The sequence below is a fragment of the Prevotella melaninogenica genome, assembly GCF_013267595.1.
Taxonomy (GTDB): Bacteria; Bacteroidota; Bacteroidia; order Bacteroidales; family Bacteroidaceae; genus Prevotella; species Prevotella melaninogenica_D.
The window spans coordinates 443,323-462,346 of the sequence record NZ_CP054011.1 but is presented as its reverse complement, the minus strand read 5'-3'; the positions used below and the strand labels follow the sequence as shown (position 1 = coordinate 462,346).

Annotated in this window: 16 protein-coding genes and 5 tRNA genes; 7 read left to right on the top strand and 14 right to left on the bottom strand. The window is 39.5% G+C overall.

What is annotated here, in order from left to right:
• Positions 1–79: 79 nt before the first annotated feature.
• The 10 genes from FIU21_RS07125 to spt all read right to left on the bottom strand — a co-directional run bounded on the left by FIU21_RS07125 (position 80) and on the right by spt (position 5,367).
• Positions 80–586 (bottom strand): 4'-phosphopantetheinyl transferase family protein, encoded by a 507-nt coding sequence (locus FIU21_RS07125; RefSeq protein WP_036886632.1) that lies wholly within the window; start codon positions 584–586, stop codon positions 80–82.
• Positions 567–1,886, bottom strand: coding sequence for a gliding motility-associated protein GldE (gldE, locus tag FIU21_RS07120; protein WP_172891346.1), 1,320 nt, complete (start codon positions 1,884–1,886; stop codon positions 567–569). Before gldE ends, FIU21_RS07125 begins: the two co-directional genes overlap by 20 nt.
• A complete protein-coding gene (locus FIU21_RS07115; protein WP_231291364.1) occupies positions 1,886–2,293 on the bottom strand; it encodes a single-stranded DNA-binding protein in 408 nt (135 codons plus the stop codon). Before FIU21_RS07115 ends, gldE begins: the two co-directional genes overlap by 1 nt.
• Before the next feature lie 30 nt (positions 2,294–2,323).
• The gene (locus tag FIU21_RS07110; protein ID WP_004360852.1) at positions 2,324–2,863 is read right to left on the bottom strand and encodes a hypothetical protein; all 540 of its coding nucleotides are present in this window, start codon (positions 2,861–2,863) and stop codon (positions 2,324–2,326) included.
• Positions 2,864–2,896: 33 nt separating this feature from the next.
• Positions 2,897–2,969 (bottom strand) — tRNA-Gly (locus tag FIU21_RS07105).
• Between the two features lie 39 nt (positions 2,970–3,008).
• Positions 3,009–3,092 (bottom strand) — tRNA-Leu (locus tag FIU21_RS07100).
• Positions 3,093–3,122: 30 nt separating this feature from the next.
• Positions 3,123–3,204, bottom strand: a tRNA-Leu gene (locus tag FIU21_RS07095).
• A gap of 43 nt (positions 3,205–3,247) precedes the next feature.
• Positions 3,248–3,320: transfer RNA gene (locus tag FIU21_RS07090), tRNA-Gly, on the bottom strand.
• A 39-nt stretch (positions 3,321–3,359) separates the two neighbouring features.
• Positions 3,360–3,433: transfer RNA gene (locus FIU21_RS07085), tRNA-Pro, on the bottom strand.
• A gap of 743 nt (positions 3,434–4,176) precedes the next feature.
• Positions 4,177–5,367, bottom strand: coding sequence for a serine palmitoyltransferase (gene spt, locus FIU21_RS07080; RefSeq protein WP_004360851.1), 1,191 nt, complete (start codon positions 5,365–5,367; stop codon positions 4,177–4,179).
• A gap of 194 nt (positions 5,368–5,561) precedes the next feature.
• Between spt and FIU21_RS07075 the strand changes: the two genes are divergently transcribed.
• From FIU21_RS07075 to FIU21_RS07050, 6 genes are all read left to right on the top strand, one after another.
• Complete coding sequence (locus FIU21_RS07075) at positions 5,562–6,593, top strand: diacylglycerol/lipid kinase family protein (RefSeq protein ID WP_004360850.1); 1,032 nt, start codon at positions 5,562–5,564, stop codon at positions 6,591–6,593.
• A gap of 17 nt (positions 6,594–6,610) precedes the next feature.
• Positions 6,611–7,321: a tRNA1(Val) (adenine(37)-N6)-methyltransferase gene (locus tag FIU21_RS07070; RefSeq protein WP_004360849.1), complete on the top strand. Its 711-nt coding sequence runs from the start codon at positions 6,611–6,613 to the stop codon at positions 7,319–7,321.
• A 383-nt stretch (positions 7,322–7,704) separates the two neighbouring features.
• Positions 7,705–10,170, top strand: coding sequence for an endopeptidase La (gene lon / locus FIU21_RS07065; protein WP_004360848.1), 2,466 nt, complete (start codon positions 7,705–7,707; stop codon positions 10,168–10,170).
• The gene (gene tgt, locus FIU21_RS07060) at positions 10,170–11,297 is read left to right on the top strand and encodes a tRNA guanosine(34) transglycosylase Tgt (RefSeq protein ID WP_172891345.1); all 1,128 of its coding nucleotides are present in this window, start codon (positions 10,170–10,172) and stop codon (positions 11,295–11,297) included. Before lon ends, tgt begins: the two co-directional genes overlap by 1 nt.
• Positions 11,298–11,308: 11 nt before the next feature.
• Complete coding sequence (locus FIU21_RS07055) at positions 11,309–12,526, top strand: LptF/LptG family permease (protein ID WP_036886629.1); 1,218 nt, start codon at positions 11,309–11,311, stop codon at positions 12,524–12,526.
• 59 nt (positions 12,527–12,585) lie between these two features.
• Positions 12,586–14,307 (top strand): DEAD/DEAH box helicase, encoded by a 1,722-nt coding sequence (locus FIU21_RS07050; RefSeq protein ID WP_172891344.1) that lies wholly within the window; start codon positions 12,586–12,588, stop codon positions 14,305–14,307.
• A gap of 119 nt (positions 14,308–14,426) precedes the next feature.
• Here FIU21_RS07050 and FIU21_RS07045 read toward each other — a convergent pair whose 3' ends face one another.
• The 4 genes from FIU21_RS07045 to FIU21_RS07030 form a co-directional block, all read right to left on the bottom strand.
• Positions 14,427–14,897, bottom strand: coding sequence for an HU family DNA-binding protein (locus FIU21_RS07045; RefSeq protein WP_004360844.1), 471 nt, complete (start codon positions 14,895–14,897; stop codon positions 14,427–14,429).
• Positions 14,898–15,051: 154 nt separating this feature from the next.
• A complete protein-coding gene (locus tag FIU21_RS07040) occupies positions 15,052–16,548 on the bottom strand; it encodes a hypothetical protein (RefSeq protein ID WP_004360843.1) in 1,497 nt (498 codons plus the stop codon).
• A 72-nt stretch (positions 16,549–16,620) separates the two neighbouring features.
• Positions 16,621–16,866 carry a hypothetical protein gene (locus FIU21_RS07035; RefSeq protein ID WP_004360842.1) on the bottom strand — a complete coding sequence of 82 codons (246 nt, stop codon included), beginning with the start codon at positions 16,864–16,866 and terminating at the stop codon, positions 16,621–16,623.
• Positions 16,867–17,032: 166 nt separating this feature from the next.
• On the bottom strand, positions 17,033–17,248 hold the full coding sequence (locus FIU21_RS07030) for a hypothetical protein (protein WP_172891343.1): 216 nt from the start codon (positions 17,246–17,248) through the stop codon (positions 17,033–17,035).
• 293 nt (positions 17,249–17,541) lie between these two features.
• Here FIU21_RS07030 and FIU21_RS07025 point away from each other — a divergent pair, with 293 nt between their 5' ends.
• Positions 17,542–18,876: an NADP-specific glutamate dehydrogenase gene (locus FIU21_RS07025; protein ID WP_004360841.1), complete on the top strand. Its 1,335-nt coding sequence runs from the start codon at positions 17,542–17,544 to the stop codon at positions 18,874–18,876.
• Positions 18,877–19,024: the final 148 nt, after the last annotated feature.

The following is a 19,024-nucleotide window of genomic DNA, read 5'->3' as shown; positions in this document are numbered from 1 at the left end:
ATACAATTATATTCATTTATGATATCAAAACTATTATCTGTGATTAAGATGTACCAGTAAAGAAGAAATAAAATAATACTTAATACCAAGTGTAAGTCAAAATGTACTTTGAAGAACACTCACATTGAAACTTAAGCGTGATATTACGCTTCATATTAGTTACTAAGCTTAACTGCGGGTCTACTTTTATATCTTTTAAAGCTAAATGTTCAGAAGAAAAGAGCTTATACATAGTTTCCTTGGCACACCAAACAATAAGCTTATCTTTTGTATCAGCAAAGAGCTCATCATCTCTTAGGAAACGTGATGATATACGGTTTACTCTATCAGAAACGTATTCTATATCAACACCAACTTCATAGTCACGAGAAAGAATAACAGCAACATAACCAAGAGTATGAGATATACTTATATGATAGCCCTCTATCATTGGTTTACCATCCTCATTATGTTCTACTAAAGGCTCATAGCCCAACATTTCCGTTAAGACATAATGTACCCCATCATTCTCAGCCTGTCTTCCTTTCTCTATCTCCAACAGACCAATGACGACCTTACCCTCAACATCATTCGTTATCCTTACCACAAACAGTAACTTTAACTTTACTAATACGACGCTCTTCAATAGCTAAGACTTCAAACTTATAGTTCTTATAGTCCAGCATCTCATGTACTGCAGGGAAATCTCCCTTGATTTCTAATAGTAAACCTGCTACAGAATCAGCATCGCCTTCTATCTCATCAAACTCATCATCTGGGAGATTAAGAATCTTAGAGAAGTCTTTCAAGAGAGTTTTACCCTCAAATATGTAGATATTAGAACCTAACTTTGTATAGTTACGCTCTTCTTCATCAAACTCGTCATTAATCTCTCCGACAATTTCTTCAAGAATGTCCTCTAAAGTAACAATACCACTCGTACCGCCAAACTCATCAACGACAATAGCTATATGAACTTTATTCTCTTGGAAGTCACGTAAGAGATCGTCTATCTTCTTCGTCTCTGGAACAAAATAAGGTGGTCGAATCAAACTCTGCCATCTAAAGTTAGTTGGCTTAGATAGGTGAGGCAGGAGATCCTTAATATAAAGTACACCTCGTATGTTATCTTGATTATCTTGATAAACAGGAATACGAGAATAGTTATTATCAACGATACATTTCAAGACATCTTCATATGAACAGCGGATATCCAAATCTATAATATCCTGACGAGAAGTCATTACCTCTTTTGCAGTCTCATCTCCAAAGCGAATAATACCTTGCAGCATACCCTGCTCATCCTTAATATCATTCTTATCAGTCAATTCTAAAGCCTGTTCAAGATCATCAACAGACAACTGACGATTCTCCTTTTGAACTACCTTTTCAGCAAAAGCACCACTTTTCAACAATATAGTTTCGATAGGCCAAAACAACTTACGAAAGAAAACAATGCCTTTGACACCACTTCTACAGAATGCCAATGGATTTCTTCTACTATAAACCTTCGGAACTATCTCACCAAAAAGTAAAAGTAAGAAGGTTAAAAGAATTGTAACACAAAGAAACTGTAACCACTCTTCCTTAAAGGTAAACAGACTGGAAAAGATATAATTACACAGCATAATAATCGCAACATTGACAAGATTATTCGTAATAAGAATTGTTGCCAACGTACGCTCACTATCGTCTCTAAACTGCTGAATAAGCTTATCAGAAGTATTCTTATCCGGGTCAAGCGACTCTATATCAGTTGGAGATAAACTAAAAAAAGCTATCTCCGACGCACTTGCAAAAGCCGAAAGACTTAGTAGAAAAACAGCCAATAGAATTGCAAGAATCACACTAATATCTATTGGATTAATACTTATATAAGAAGAAAAAACTACTAAAAAACTATCCATTAAAAAGGTAAATTAGAATTATCTGTAGTATCAGAAGTATTATCATCTACTTTCTCTCCAGACACACTTTCAGATTTACGGGATGCGGAAAGCCATTCAAGGTTGTCACCATAAATCTCTGTAACATAACGACGCATACCTTTCTTATCATCATAAGTACGATAACGCACACGCCCCTCAATATAAAGTTTATCGCCTTTATGAATATACTTCTCAGCATACTTAGCCAATGCCTTAAAGAGAACTATGTTATGCCAATCAGTGTGATCAGGTACAACCGTACCATTTGGAAGTGTATATCCACGCTCCGTTGTTGCCAAAGTAAAAGAGGCAATACATTGGTCTGCCTCATAATATTTTATCTCTGGTTCTCGACCGACATTACCAATTAACATTACTTTATTCATAAGAAAGCAATAGCAAAAAGGCATGTGAAATTACTTCCACATACCTAAATATCTAAACTTAAAATTCTTACCTTTAGCAGAAGGGAACTGACTTCTATTGTCAACCCTATCTTTTAGATACTCAACGATACGATTATAGCAATCCCATCCTGAAACAGCCTTACACTGTGCTACAAAATGAGTATCACGATATTCATGTTTACCAGAAGTAGGAATGAGGACGACACGCTTAAAATCAAGTTCACCTTCATACCATCCCTCACGTTCCTCATTGAGATGCATAATAGCTGGATTATCCTTACGCACGATTCCATCAACAACCGGACGAAGAGCTTTCTTCTGCTTAAAATCCATCATAGTAGCTGCCTCAGTCTTAATAACTATAAAATAAACTCGAGGACGAACCTTATAACGTTTTGGATAAAAGACATCGTTGGAAGCATAATTTCTAATATCATCTTCCAATTCTGGAGTGAGTTGAATGTCAGGAATAGAACTTAAAAAATCCAAAGCTTCCTCAACATTGTGTACTAATACTTCATTATCGAAATATCGCAAATATAAATTCATAAAGAAATGCTATGTATGTTTCTCTAAAAAAAGAGCGGCAAACGAGGCTCGAACTCGCGACCCCGACCTTGGCAAGGTCGTGCTCTACCAACTGAGCTATTGCCGCATTTACTAAGTAAGTAACGACTTACTTCAAAACTCTATGTGAAGAGGAGGAGACTCGAACTCCCACGAAACAATTTTCACTACCCCCTCAAAGTAGCGCGTCTACCAATTCCGCCACCTCTCCAGCATATACGAGACATTCTGATTTAGAAAGTGCCCAGAACAGGACTCGAACCTGCACGTCGTGAAACACACGCACCTGAAACGTGCGCGTCTACCAATTCCGCCACCTGGGCATTTACTTAGAAGAAAACTTCTATATAATTCAGAATATCAAAGAGCGGCAAACGAGGCTCGAACTCGCGACCCCGACCTTGGCAAGGTCGTGCTCTACCAACTGAGCTATTGCCGCATTTAACGTCTCTCTTTCTCTAAAGAGTTAGACAAAAAGTCGGGGTGACAGGATTCGAACCTGCGACCGCCTGGTCCCAAACCAGATGCGCTACCGAGCTGCGCTACACCCCGTTGCATATTCATTAATAATTGACTCATTTCTGAATTGCGAGTGCAAAGGTACTACATATTTCCGACACCTCCAAACTTTTACATGTTTTTTTTCAATAAAAAATAATACTTTTCTTACGAATCCCGTTTGCATATAATTTCAAATAGACGCAAAGTTATTGATAAACAAGCAAGTAAGAAGAAAAAGGAATTATGATGACTAAACTCAAAAAAATATTTTATTTTTAATCAAGTCAACGTTATCATAAGCCAATGTACTTTTCAAGTAAGACGACAATAGATGCAAAAAAGCAAACTTTCTAATCCATGTAAGTCCAAAATCACAAAAAAAAATCTATATCTTCACTGCATAATAGCAGTCCGACTACAACTTTTATACTCATTACCATTAAATTCTTTTCATAAAAACTTCTCATCATGAAGAATCATCCTATACAATAAACAAAATAAAAGCCGAATAATCCCAAGAAACAGTTATTATATATATAACCTATTGGGCTTATTAGACTTAGACTTATTGGGCTTAATTGGGCTAATTAGCCTAATAATACCATAATCTTAATTATTCACGCCCTCTACACTCAAGTATCTACAAAACATCAACACCCAACACCCAACACCCAACACCCATCACCCAACACTATATATATAAGGTATAAACAAAAAACGATGGGCTTACTCTATAAGAATAACCCCATCGTTTTAATATTACAAATCCTTTTAGATAAGGAAACAGATAATACTTATTTAATGATGCCTTGCGCCTTGAAAATCTTAGTCAAAGCTTGAACACCGCGTTCAACCTGCTCTTCTGTATGAGTAGCCATTAAAGCAAAACGCACCAAGGTGTCTTGTGGAGCACATGCTGGAGGAATTACTGGATTGATAAACACACCAGCCTCATACGCCAACTTTGTAACCACAAAGGTCTTTTCAATATCACGAACATAAAGTGGGATGATCGGACTCTCTGTTTCACCTATCTCAAAACCCTCTTCTTTAAATCGCTTCAAAGCATAATTTGTCACCTTCCATAACTGCTCCAAACGTTCTGGCTCCTGCTCTATAATATGGAGAGCTTCCAAAGCAGCAGCTGTTGCTGCAGGTGCATTACTTGCAGAAAAGATATATGTACGGCAGGTATGACGGAGATAATTAATAGTATCCTTATCACCAGCAATAAAGCCACCAATTGAAGCCAAACTCTTTGAGAAAGTACCCATAATGAGGTCTACCTCATCTGTCAAGCCAAAATGATCACAAACACCTCTACCCTGGCGACCAAAGACACCTAAACCATGTGCCTCATCAACCATGATTGAGCAGTTATACTTGTGCTTCAATTCAACAATTGCTGGCAGATTAGCTAAATCACCCTCCATCGAGAAGACGCCATCAACAACAATCAGCTTAACAGCTTCATGAGGAAGTCTCTGAAGAACACGCTCCAAATCTTCCATATCATTGTGCTTGTAACGAAGTTGAGTAGCAAAACTCAAACGTCGTCCATCAACAATACTTGCGTGATCACGGTCATCACAGATAACATAATCACCACGTCCTACTACAACAGAGAGGACACCAGCATTTACAGAAAAACCTGTTGAAAAAACAAGCGCCTCATCCTTACCTTCAAAAGCAGCAAGCTCTTTCTCCAACTGAACATGAAGATCGAGTGTACCATTTAAGAAACGACTACCAGCACAACCTGAGCCATACTTCTCAAGGGCACGCTGAGCAGCATTAATCACACGTGGATCGTTTGGAAGACCTGTATAGGCGTTAGAACCAAACATAAGAATCTCGTTGCCATCAATATCTGTAACTTCTGTTCCTTGCTTACTTGTAATCTCGCGGAAGTATGGATAAACACCTGCATCCATAAACTTCTGCGGCTCGCGGTAGCTTTTGTACTTGTCTTGTAACTGTCCCATTATTTTTTAATGTGGTGTAGTCATTGACTACTTAAATATTATTTTAGGCTGCAAAGATACTAATTTAGAATGACAAAAAAGTCTTTTTGATTAGAAAAGTGATTTTTAAACATTTTTACTCTCATAATATCCACGATATAACTGATAAATATGTATCTTTGTACAAATAAACCATGCGCTGATTATCTGGCACAATGAATAAGAAAAAAGTAGTTTTTATCCTAAACCCTATATCGGGTACAATTAGTAAGGCGGGTATTCCAGACCTTATTGAAGAACGACTCGATAAAGACAAGTTTGACTATCGCATTGCAGAAACGCAACATGCGGGTCACGCGACCGACCTTGCCCGAGAAGCCGTGGAAGAAGGCGTAGACCTCGTTGTGGCTGTGGGTGGAGATGGAACGGTCAACGAAGTTGGAAGGTCACTTATCAATACTAAGTCTGCTTTAGGCATACTCCCTTGCGGTTCAGGAAATGGGCTTGCAAGGCATCTAAACCTACCGATGAATCTAAAGAAATGTATTGACATCATAAACTGTTATGATGTTAAAGCACTCGACTATGGTATCATCAATAACCATCCGTTCTTCTGCACGTGTGGAATGGGATTTGATGCTTTTATTTCGATGAAATTTGCAGAAGCTGGCAAACGTGGACCTATCACTTACATGCAGAAAGTTCTTGAAGAAGGATTAAGCTATGAGCCTGAAACTTATGTAATAGAAGATGAGGATGGAACACATCGTTATAAGGCTTTCCTCGTATCAGCAGCCAATGCTTCACAATATGGTAACAATGCCTATATCGCTCCGCAAGCATCTATGAGCGATGGTCTGTTGGATATTATTATCATGGAACCATTTGACCTCATCGAAGCCCCACAGGTTGCCATTGAGCTTTTCAATAAAACGTTGGATAAAAACTTAAAGATAAAGACTTTTAGAGCCAAACATATTCATATACGCCGCAAGAAAGAAGGAGTTATTCATTACGACGGCGATCCTATCACATCTGACGCTGATGTAGACATCTCTGTGGTACCAAAGGGAATAAATATCGTAGTCAATCCTAAGGGAGGGAAAGATTGTAGACAACCCAACATGCTGCAAACTGCCTTTTCCGAAATATTCTACAACATTGACTTGATGAGACAAGACCTTACTAAACAAAGTAGAAAGGTACAGGCACTCAACAAAAATCTGCTCCGTAAACTGGGTGTATAAGTCCAGAAACGAGACGAATGGGATTTACTTTCAAGCAATTTCATATCATTGATGATCACACGGCCATGAAGGTCGGGACTGATGGCGTATTGCTCGGAGCTTGGGCAAAAGGTGGTACAAGAATCCTTGATATAGGAACAGGAACTGGACTTATTGCCCTTATGATGGCACAACGTTTCTCAATAGCACAGATTGATGCTATTGAGATTGACAAGGGAGCGCTTGAAGATGCACATCTTAATGTTTCAGCGTCTCCATTTAATGATAGAATAAATATTCTCAATAGTTCCCTACAAGATTACATCCCATGCAGTGAAACCCAAGAAGAAGGAATTTACGATGCAATTGTATGCAATCCACCTTATTTTATTAATTCATTAAAAAATCCTTTACAACAAAGAACAACTGCAAGACACACTGACACCCTCTCTCACCAAGAACTAATCTACCATTCTAAAAGGCTCCTTAAAGCAAACGGAACACTATCCGTTATCATCCCTTATAACAACAAAGATATACTTGAAGCAGAAGCTATATTTAACGGATTATCAATCCTAAAGATAACTAATATTAAAACAAAATCTTCAAAACCTGCTAAACGCTGCTTAATAGAGTTTGGAAAGGATACTACCACAGTATATAAGATAGAAGAACAAGTACTAAACGACGATAATGGAGTACGCACAATGTGGTATCAAAATCTTACACAAGCATTCTACATTAAGTAAGTAAGAAGGCTATAAATGATAAGATAATAACTAACATTCAGTAAAGAAACGTATTTAAAGCTATTATCATCCGAAAACACATTAACAGACAAGTAAGACATTAAGGGCTTACTGTAGCTTATTGTTCCTACAATAGTAGACTTACTCACCAGCTTTTATCGGATCAAAGAGGCTTAGCACACATAGTGCGGAGGCTTAACACCAATGGTGCGAAGCATCAACACCAAATGAGCGGAGTACAAACACCCTACTATTTGCCACCTGTTTCTTATGCACATAACCCCACCTTTTTACAAGATAGCTAATTAAAGCACAATTATTCTTTTAGTCTTTCGGTTTTATTTTGTACCTTTGCAAGCTAAAAGCAGGTATAAAAGAACTTTATGAAACAAAATAGCTCTATACAAATGATTACTGATTACGAAGGAGACATGCCAAACTTGGACGTACAAGTTGATGGCGAAATCCCTATTTTCGTAACCCGTAACCTCGTTATGTTCCCAGGTATTCTCTCCCCTATCCTCGTTGGCAGAAAACCAACTCTGGCTCTTGTCGAACACTTGGAAGAGAACCCTAACACGATTATAGCAATTGTAAGTCAGAAAGATAGCAATATTAATGACCCTCAAGTAGACGATGTCTATATGACAGGTATCTACGCACGATTCGTTCGTGCCTTTGATATGCCTGGCAATTACGAGGGGAACAACCGCACGGTCATCTTACAGGGACTTGGTAAGTGTAAGATTAAGGACATCACAACTACTGAACCCTACATGAAAGGATATACTGTTGCTATACCAGAAGAAGCTGAGCCAAAGAGAGACAAGGAATTCTCTACGGCTGTTGAGGACATGAAGATGGTCACTAAGGAGTATATTCATGGTAGCGATGACATCCCAGATGACACACAGTTTGCACTCGACAATATCAATAATCCTGTTGTCGCAGTGAATTATGTGTGTTCAACTATGCCATTCCCAGTAACAGACAAGATTCAAATGTTAGAAGAAAATTCTATCAAAGATCGTCTGTTTGCGTTGATGAAGGTGTTGAATCGTGAAATTCAGTTCCAGCATCTCCGTCAGGATATACGCTCAAAAACACGTGAGGACCTTGACGAACAGCAGCGCGAATACTTCCTACATCAGCAGATTAAGAACATTAAGGAAGAATTGGGTGATGGCGATTCTGCACCTGACAAGAAAGAATTGCTTGAAAAGGCTAAGAATAAAAAGTGGTCAGAAGATATTGCCAAGATATTCCAAAAGGAATTAGACAAACTTGACACCTTAAACCCACAGAGCCCTGATTATAGTGTGCAGGTGAATTATCTGCAGACAATGGTCAACCTACCATGGAATGAATATACTAAGGACGATCTTGACTTGAAGCGTGCAAAGCGTATTCTTGACAAGGATCACTATGGTATGGAGAAGGTCAAGGAACGTATCCTTGAATACATTGCAGTCCTTCAGTTGCGTGGCAATTTGAAGTCGCCAATCCTCTGCCTTTATGGTCCTCCAGGTGTTGGTAAGACCAGTTTGGGTAAGAGTATTGCGGAAGCTATGAAGCGTAAGTATGTGCGTGTATCTCTCGGTGGTCTACACGACGAATCTGAAATCAGAGGACATCGTAAGACTTACATTGGTGCTATGCCTGGACGTATCATCAAGAATATCCAAAAGGCAGGCTCATCAAATCCTGTTTTCATTCTTGACGAGATTGACAAAGTTACTCAGAACACTGTTAATGGCGACCCATCATCAGCCTTGTTGGAGGTTCTCGACCCTGAGCAGAACAACGCTTTCCATGATAATTATCTGGATATGGACTATGACTTGTCAAAGGTATTGTTCATAGCTACGGCAAACGACCTCAATACTATTCCACGTCCACTACTCGACCGTATGGAACTTATTGAGGTTTCAGGTTATATTACGGAAGAAAAGGTTGAGATAGCAAAACGCCACCTCGTACCAAAAGAACTCGAAAATACAGGTTTAGACCAGTTAGAAGAGAAACCAAAGTTTGCCAAGGCAACGTTAGAAAAGATTATTGAAAGCTATACACGCGAAAGTGGTGTGCGTCAACTTGAGAAGCAAATCAACAAGGCTATGCGCAAGTTGGCTTTCAAGCAGGCAATGGATAAGCAACTTCCTTATACGAAGATTACTCCAGATAAGTTAGAGGACTTATTAGGTAAGCCACCTTTCACACGTGATATCTACCAGGGCAACAAATATGCTGGTGTGGTAACAGGTCTTGCATGGACCAGTGTTGGCGGTGAGATTCTCTTTATTGAAACCTCACTTTCTAAGGGTAAAGCGGGTAAGTTAACCCTGACCGGTAACCTTGGCGATGTCATGAAAGAGTCTGCTGTCATTGCATTGGAGTATGTCAAGGCACATATCAGCGCATTGAACGTAGATTATCGCATCTTTGAACAGTGGAACATCCATATCCACGTACCAGAAGGAGCAACTCCAAAGGATGGTCCTTCAGCTGGTATAACGATTGCAACAAGTATTGCTTCAGCACTCACACAGTGTAAAGTACGTAAGAACACAGCTATGACGGGCGAGATAACCCTACGTGGTAAGGTTCTTCCTGTGGGTGGTATCAAGGAGAAGATACTTGCTGCTAAACGTGCAGGAATTACAGATATCGTGATGTGTTCAGAGAATAAGAAGGATGTTGAGGAGATTCCTGAGGTTTATCGTAAGGGACTTCAATTCCACTTCGTTGAGAACATTCAGCAGGTATGGGACTTTGCTTTGACCGATGAAAAGGTAGAACACCCTGTAGACTTTACGATTGTTGAAGAAAAGAAGGAGGAAACAAAATAATGACATTTGAGCTTCAGCATACAGATAATGCCAGTGATGCCCGCACAGGTATCATCACAACCGACCACGGACAGATAAAGACTCCTATCTTTATGCCTGTTGGTACCGTCGGTTCTGTTAAGGGTGTACACTTTGAGGAGTTGCGAAAACAAGTTAAGGCACAGATTATCTTGGGTAATACCTATCACCTTTACCTGCGTCCGGGACTTGATATCATCAAGGCTGCAGGTGGTCTGCATGGTTTCAATGGTTGGGATCGTCCAATCCTGACAGACTCTGGTGGCTTCCAAGTTTTCTCATTGACAGGTATTCGCAAACTGTCAGAAGAGGGCTGTGAGTTCAGAAGTCACATCGATGGTTCTAAGCATATCTTCACACCAGAGAATGTGATGGATACCGAACGAATCATTGGTGCCGATATTATGATGGCTTTCGACGAGTGTCCTCCTGGACAGAGCGATTACCAATATGCCAAAAAGAGTTTGGAAATGACACAGCGTTGGCTTGACCGTTGTATCAAACGATTCAACGAGACGGAGCCACTCTATGGTCATAACCAGAGTCTCTTCCCTATCGTTCAAGGGTGTACATATAAAGACTTACGCTGTGAAGCAGCTAAGTTTGTGGCTGACAAGGGTGCAGATGGTAATGCTATCGGTGGCTTGGCAGTTGGTGAACCAACAGAGGTGATGTATGAGATGATTGAGGTAGTCAATGAGATTCTTCCAAAGGACAAGCCTCGTTACCTGATGGGAGTTGGTACACCACAGAACATTCTTGAAGCTATTGAGCGCGGTGTGGATATGTTCGATTGCGTTATGCCTACCCGTAACGGCCGTAATGCAATGCTCTTCACCTACAATGGTACGATGAACATGAAGAATAAGAAGTGGGAAAACGATTTCTCACCGATTGATTCTGATGGCTGTGATATTGATGTTATCACAAGTAAAGCCTATCTCCATCATCTCTTCAAAGCAGGAGAATTGCTCGCAATGCAGATTGCCAGCATCCACAACCTTGCGTTCTATCTCCGTCTCGTAACGGATGCACGTACACATATTGAGCAAGGTGACTTCGTACAGTGGAAAGCTTCTGTCATTGAACAGTTAGGAAGAAGAATTTAAGAAGAAACCAAATGAGTAAGGTTAAAGAGATTGTTGATAAAGTTAAGAAACTGATTAACCATTTCGGGCAACGTGTTTTTGCACGCTTTCCTGTCTTGAAGAAGGTAGGACATCTACTTCAGATGCTCTCCCCTTCTCGTTTTATCGGTATTCTGGACTGGTATATCATTAAGAAATTCATAGGTACATACATCTATGCTATCTTATTGATTATCTCCATTGCTATTGTGTTCGACTTCAACGAGAACCTCTCTAAGTTCACGCAATATCATGCCCCATGGCGAGCAATTATCTTTGATTACTACGCCAACTTCGTCCCTTACTATTCTAATCTCTTCTCACCACTATTCGTATTCATTGCAGTTATCTTCTTTACTTCCAAACTGGCGGGTAATTCTGAGATTATATCAATGATGGCAGCAGGCGTGTCTATTAGACGACTGATGCGCCCTTACATGATATCATGTGTTCTCATCGCAGGCTTAACATTCTATCTTAACAGCTTTGTGATACCTCATGGGACTGTTATTCGCCAAAACTTTGAGTCTCTCTATCGTAATTCTAAAAAGAACACATCGGCAGAGAACGTACAACTGTTTGTTGCAAAGAATACTACCGCTTATATTCAGCATTACGACGACCAGTATAAACGGGGCTATGGATTCTCACTTGTAAAGACTAAAAACAAGAAGATCGTCAGCCACATGACTGCAATGGAGATTCAGTATGATACCGTTGCTGACACAAAGTATCATTGGAAGGTAAGTAATTGGAAGATACGTACACTCAAAGGATTAAAGGAGCATATCCAAAGTGGAGCCTCAAAGGACACCGTTCTACTCATGGAACCGACCGACCTTGTCTATTCTAAAGGTCAACAAGAAACCTTTACCTCTCCAGAACTACTAAACTATATCTCCAAGCAGACCAGCCGTGGCTCTGGTAATGTGGTACAGTATGAAGTTGAGTTCCACAAACGAATAGCGATGTCGTTCTCGTCTTTCATCCTCACCATCATTGGTCTCTCCCTCTCTTCACGTAAGAGGAAAGGTGGAATGGGACTCTATCTTGGAATCGGTTTGGCATTGAGTTTCGGCTATATCATGCTCCAGACCGTTTCAGCAACCTTTGCTATTCAGGATGACACACCGCCTATATTGGCAGCGTGGATACCAAACATTATCTTTGCTATCATCGCCTACTTCTGCTATAGACATGCACCAAGTTAATAAGGCGAATAAAACTAAAGTAAAACTACCCTCATTAAAGAAGGGCAAAACAGTAAAATATGTATTTTGAAGATTTAGATTTAAACGATAACGTACTTGACGCACTATATGACATGCGTTTTGATGAATGTACTCCAGTTCAGGAGAAGTGCATTCCCGAAATATTAAAAGGACACGACGTATTGGGTGTTGCCCAGACTGGAACAGGTAAAACAGCGGCTTACCTACTCCCAGTTCTCTCTAAACTGGCTGATGGTGGCTACCCTGAGTCAGCAATTAATTGTGTCATCATGTCGCCTACTCGCGAGTTAGCACAGCAGATTGACCAAGGTATGCAGGGCTTTGCCTACTATCTTAATGGTGTATCTTGTGTTGCTGTCTATGGCGGTAATGATGGTAATAGATACGACCAAGAGTTGAAGAGTCTCGCATTGGGAGCAGATGTTGTAATTGCTACCCCAGGGCGCTTCATCTCTCATATTTCTCTCGGTAACGTAGACTTATCTAAGGTGAGTTTCTTTATCCTTGACGAAGCTGACCGTATGCTCGATATGGGATTTTCTGATGACATTATGACAATTGCAAAGAAATTGCCTGCAACATGTCAGACAATTATGTTCTCAGCTACGATGCCTGCAAAGATTGAAGAACTTGCTAAGACATTGCTAAAGAATCCTGTTGAGATTAAACTCGCTGTAAGTAAACCTGCTGAGAAGATTCAGCAGACAGCATACGTATGCTATGAAACGCAGAAAATGGGTATCATTAAGGATATCTTCAAGGCTGGAGATCTCAAGCGTGTCATTATCTTCTCAGGTTCAAAACAGAAGGTAAAGCAGATTGCAGGATCGCTTAATCGCATGCACATCAACTGTGGTGAGATGCATTCCGACCTTGATCAGGAACAGCGTAATGACGTTATGTTCAAGTTCAAGAGTGGTCAGATTGATGTGTTGGTTGCAACCGACATCGTTTCACGTGGTATTGATATCGATGACATTGCAATGGTCATCAACTATGATGTACCTCATGACGCAGAGGATTATGTTCACCGTATTGGTCGTACAGCACGTGCTGACCGTGACGGAAAGGCGATTACCTTCGTAAATGAAGATGATATCTATTTCTTCCAACAGATTGAATCGTTCTTAGAGAAGGAGGTTGAGAAGGCGCAACTACCAGCAGAACTTGGCGAAGGTCCTGAATATAAGAGCAACGGAAAGCCTAAGAAGGCTGGAAATAGTGCAAAGAGCCGTCGTCGTAAGGACCGTGATCATCAGAGCCACAAGGACAAGAAACAAGGAAACAACAAGCAGCGCAACAGACGTCCTGCACCGCAGACACAGAACAACACTGACGAGAACAACGCGAACCAACAGGAGCGTAAGGCTGGAAACAAACAGAACCATAGACCTCAAAAGCAGCAAGATAACAATCCTGCAGCAACTGAGGGTAAACCAGTAAACAAGAAGAATAACCGTCAGAATAAGGGTAAGCAGCAGGAATGTCAGCCAAAAGTAGACAACGAGAAGCGCAATGACAGGAAACCTGCTAATAATAAAGGTAATGCTGAAAACACTACCAATCAGCAGAACAAGAAGCCTAACAATAAGCGTAAGAAGCGTAACAACCGCCAGCGTACACCAGAAGACAAGTCTGTAAGAAGAAGTACAAAATATGATATTCGTGAGGAGTTGCCATCAACATCCAACAACGAATCAGGCTTAAAGGCACTTATTAAAAAGCCTCTGAAGTGGCTTCGTGGACTTGGTAAGAAGTAAAATACTACTATGATAAACACAAAAAAGTTCGCGAACAAATTCAAAAAAGTTCGCGAACTTTTTTCGATTTGTTCGCGAACTCTACATTGGATGTCTTAGGTAAAAGAATTATATCTTTATTAATCTGCAGGAACTGGACCTGGATTTTCGTTCTTTTTCTCTGTCTTCTTTTCCTTCTTTGCTTTCTTTTCCCCTGGTGTTACTTGCTCAAAGGTAACATCGTTCAGCGTGAAATATTTACGAGAAGCAAGGAGTTTCACTACAGGCTTCTCAATATGCTGCTGTGCACGAAACTGTTCACCTTTTAAGACAGCCTTACTCTTAAACGAAGGAGTCAAAGTACCAAGGTCGCCAAACTCTACGATGTCGCCATTGGCTACAATGTCACGAGCGGTTTCACTCGCAAGATTAAGCACGGCTGCTACCTCTTGTGCATTAAAGGTTGTTGACTTAGCAATACGTTCACAAAAGTTGCGGAAGTCAACACGCTGTCTGCCTGTCGGGCGCGCTACGATTACAGTCTTTCCTGCCTGTTTTCCAATGTTCAACTTCTGCTCTTTTAAAACAAATTGAATAGGTTTATTAGCCATATTATTATTAAGGTGGTCTCCTCTTGTTAACCTCCGCAAGTCAGAGACCTTAAACTTGCGGAGGGTTACTTATAGAGTTCTTACTATAATATAAATTAGAGCCTTTATTTTGTATTATAAATAGATTAAGAATTCTATACTTTACAAACAAAAATTACTCAAATTTTGCAATTGCATAACCATTAGCTCGTACATCATATATGCAATTAAGAAGTGTTGTACCCTTTTCTATCATTAATCGGTAAGCTCGCAAGCGAAAAACGGTGTTATCCATTCCTGTACCAGTTGAGGTCCAATAGGCTGCACAAGTACCAATTGGTTTATCAATGCGACCATATCCAAAATTCTCTATGCCCTTAGCACCTAAAGCAGGTAGATAAAAATATTGGTTAAGAATATTATTTGTAGGAGGAGTAGTTACGTATGTAGATGACCCATAATAAGTTACCCCTGGTGGATCTATAGTAGAACTAAAACCTGATATATTTTCTTTTCTTTTAATCCAAATACCACCTTTATAAATAACGCCATCTACAACAAATAGTTCTTCTGTGTCATCCCAATGAATATCGCCCTTAACAGCATACCAATACATTTCGTGCATATTAGGGGCAATTTTTGCCATATTAGTAGCCTCTACTCCATTTGAATGAGTCGGATAAGTCATGTTAACATCACCTGATGGATATGCATTTGATACTGCATCCCAAGCATATAAATTGCTGGAATAAACACGGCTATCAAAATTAGCTGTTATGTCATAGATTTTTCCTGCATCAAAATTTGTGGCAGATATAAATTTTGATATTGTTCCAGTTCTTCCATCTGGTGTTTCAAGCCAATAGCGTATTGTAAGAGCGTGTGTTCCTGGTGCTATTACCATATAAGCACCATTTGTTGAAACATCTGTAGTAGAGTTTGTCAATGGAAATCCACTACCAGTAGTTAAAGTAATCTCATGAGAACCTGCACTTACAGGAGCTGAAGAAAGCCCTGTATTTGTAAGAGTGAAGTTACCTGCAATTTCTTGGTCAGAATATACTACAATACGACTTAGCTTACAAGATTGAAGTGCTGTATTTGTTGTTCGTGGGAGAAAGCAAAGATATGCAGACTTATGTTCCAATGTAAAATCATAACTACCATTAGAACCTTTTGCTGTTGCTATACCACAATCACCAGATACACCTAAATGTTCAAAATTATTAGGAGAAGACTGTACTTGTGCCGAAGCTATTGTAACAGTATTAGCATTTGTACCATTCAATCCTGTATAACGAACTTCACGATTATTCTGTGTGAATGTACCAGTATTTAACGTAAAGTTTGCTCTTGTCTTATTTGAGGCATTAACAAATTGAGCAGCTGTCGTCTGGTGGAAAATGCCAGCGTCATCTTGTACGAAAATTTTATCTGCTGTATCCCAAAACACCTTTGCTGTACCTCCAAGGGTATAAATCGCAGAAGTACGAGTTACAGGATTACTTGTTGGTTGTGAGCCTATAAAGTTTGCACCTCCATCCAATGCTTGCTCGCTTCTTCTATTTTCTATTGCATTTTCGTCACTTGAGCAAGCAAAAAAAGCAACAGTTATAAGAATACAAGCCGACAACTGTAATAGTTGCTTTATCAATCCTTTAATCATAATCATATAATTTATTTTCTTAACTATATATACTTTAAATTTATGTTATATATTGATTCTTCTGAAGAATTGAAGTTCTTAAGGTTTTTCTTCCTCAAAATCTTCGGATACTTCCTGCCACAGAATTTGTTGTTTAGCATCACCATGCTGTTCACCATGACTGATGGTTCCTGCACTTCCACTTACATTTGCGAGTAAGTGTTCTAACTCGGTAGGCATAACATTACATTCGGGTTTTAAATAAGCCCATTTCTTTGTTTCAATCATACATTTTTGTTTTTTAGAAGTATTAATAAACTGCGAACTATTAGTTTTAAATCTCATAAACTTTATTGATTTAAATTAGTCGTTATTTCATTCTTAAATTCTCTATATTGTGCTTTGAATAAGAACACAAAAAAAGAACAAAGGAAACTCCTAAAAGTCCTTTGTTTACTATGGTTTATACACGGCGAGCCTCGCGCGCGTACGAAAGAAATTAAAAAATAAATTAAGCCTGCTCTATGTGTGAGAGAGAGAGAGAGAGAGAGAGAGAGAGAGAGAGAGAGAGTATAAAATTATTTGGAACTACCAAATAATTAGCTATCTTTTTTTCAACTTTCTTACTCTCGTCCATCAATGAATTAGATACAGCAATAGCGTGGCGAACACCTTTGTTTTGTAAGGTGCTACGCTTATAAAAATTAAAATTTATTGCTTGTATCATCGTTATCAATCTCTAATTCGGACGCAAAAGTAACAAAAAATATTAAAACGCCAAAACAAATCGAGAAAAAAATAAAAACGAGTAGGATGACTTGCGAATTCTATATGCTTCAAAAGATAATATGCTCATCTATTCAAGCTATAAGAGGATAGATAATGACTTATTCACACTATATTCAAACATTCTACTACGAAATGATAGATATTTAAGTAAAAATCGTTATCTTTGCAACATAAACAAGCGTAATTATAAAAATAAAATATTTCAGGGTATAATAATAAAAACAACTATTTATGAAAGCAACAGAAGTCGTAGAGAGATTAAAACATCGTTTTCCAAATGAGCCAGAATATATTCAGGCTGTTTCACAGGTATTAGATACGATCGAAGATGAATATAATAAACATCCTGGTTTTGAACAAGCCAATCTTATCGAGCGACTCTGTGTGCCAGATAGAATCATTAAGTTTCGTGTAAACTGGGTTGATGACAGGGGAAATGTACAAACCAATATGGGCTTCCGTGTACAACATAACAACACGATTGGTCCTTACAAAGGGGGACTTCGCTTCCACGCATCAGTTAATGAGTCTATCTTGAAGTTCCTTGCCTTTGAACAGACATTTAAAAACTCACTGACAACACTCCCTATGGGTGGCGCTAAGGGTGGTTCAGACTTTTCTCCTCGAGGCAAGTCAAATGCAGAGGTAATGCGTTTTTGTCAAGCTTTCATGAGAGAATTGTGGAATTACATTGGTCCAGACTGTGACGTTCCTGCTGGTGACATCGGTGTTGGTGGACGCGAAGTTGGCTATATGTTTGGACAATATAAGAAACTGACGAATCAGTTTGTTGGTATCCTTACGGGTAAAGGTCAGGAGTTCGGTGGTTCACTTATCCGTCCTGAAGCAACAGGATACGGTAATGTATACTTCCTACAGAACATGCTTAAGACTCGCAACATTGACCTCAAAGGTAAGACCGTCCTCGTCTCTGGTTCGGGTAATGTAGCACAATACACAATAAAAAAGTTGCTTGAATTAGGTGCTAAGCCGCTTACCTGTTCCGATTCAGATGGCTACATCTACGACCCAGATGGTATAGATGAGGAGAAATTGGCTTATATAATGGAACTCAAAAACATTGAGCGTGGACGTATTCGTGAGTATGCAGAAAAGTATAATGTCAAGTATGTTCCAGGAGGAAGACCTTGGTCTGAGAAGGCTGACATCGCAACTCCATGCGCAACACAGAATGAAATCAACGGAGAAGCAGCTGCTGAACTCGTAAAGAATGGTGTTATTGCTGTGACAGAAGGTGCAAACATGCCTTCTACACCAGAGGCAGTAAAGATTTTCCAAGACGCAAAGGTACTCTATTGCCCAGGTAAAGCAAGTAATGCTGGTGGTGTAGCAGTGTCAGGACTTGAGATGAGTCAGAACTCTGGACGTCTGAAGTGGAGCCGTGAAGAGGTTGACCAGAAACTCCATCAGATTATGGATGATATCCACGCAAACTGTGTAAAATACGGAACAGAGTCTGATGGATATATCAACTATGTAAAGGGTGCTAATATCGCAGGCTTCATTAAGGTTGCTAAGGCAATGATGGCGCAAGGCGTTATTTAGATTCTTCACAGTTAGAACCGCAATAAAAGAACTGGAGTACACAACTTAAACTTTTATACATGCTCAAAGAATTCAATCGGTAAATTCTCTACTATGAATGTTTGAAAGCGTGATAAAAGATTCTAAGTTATGTGCTCCTGTTATTTTC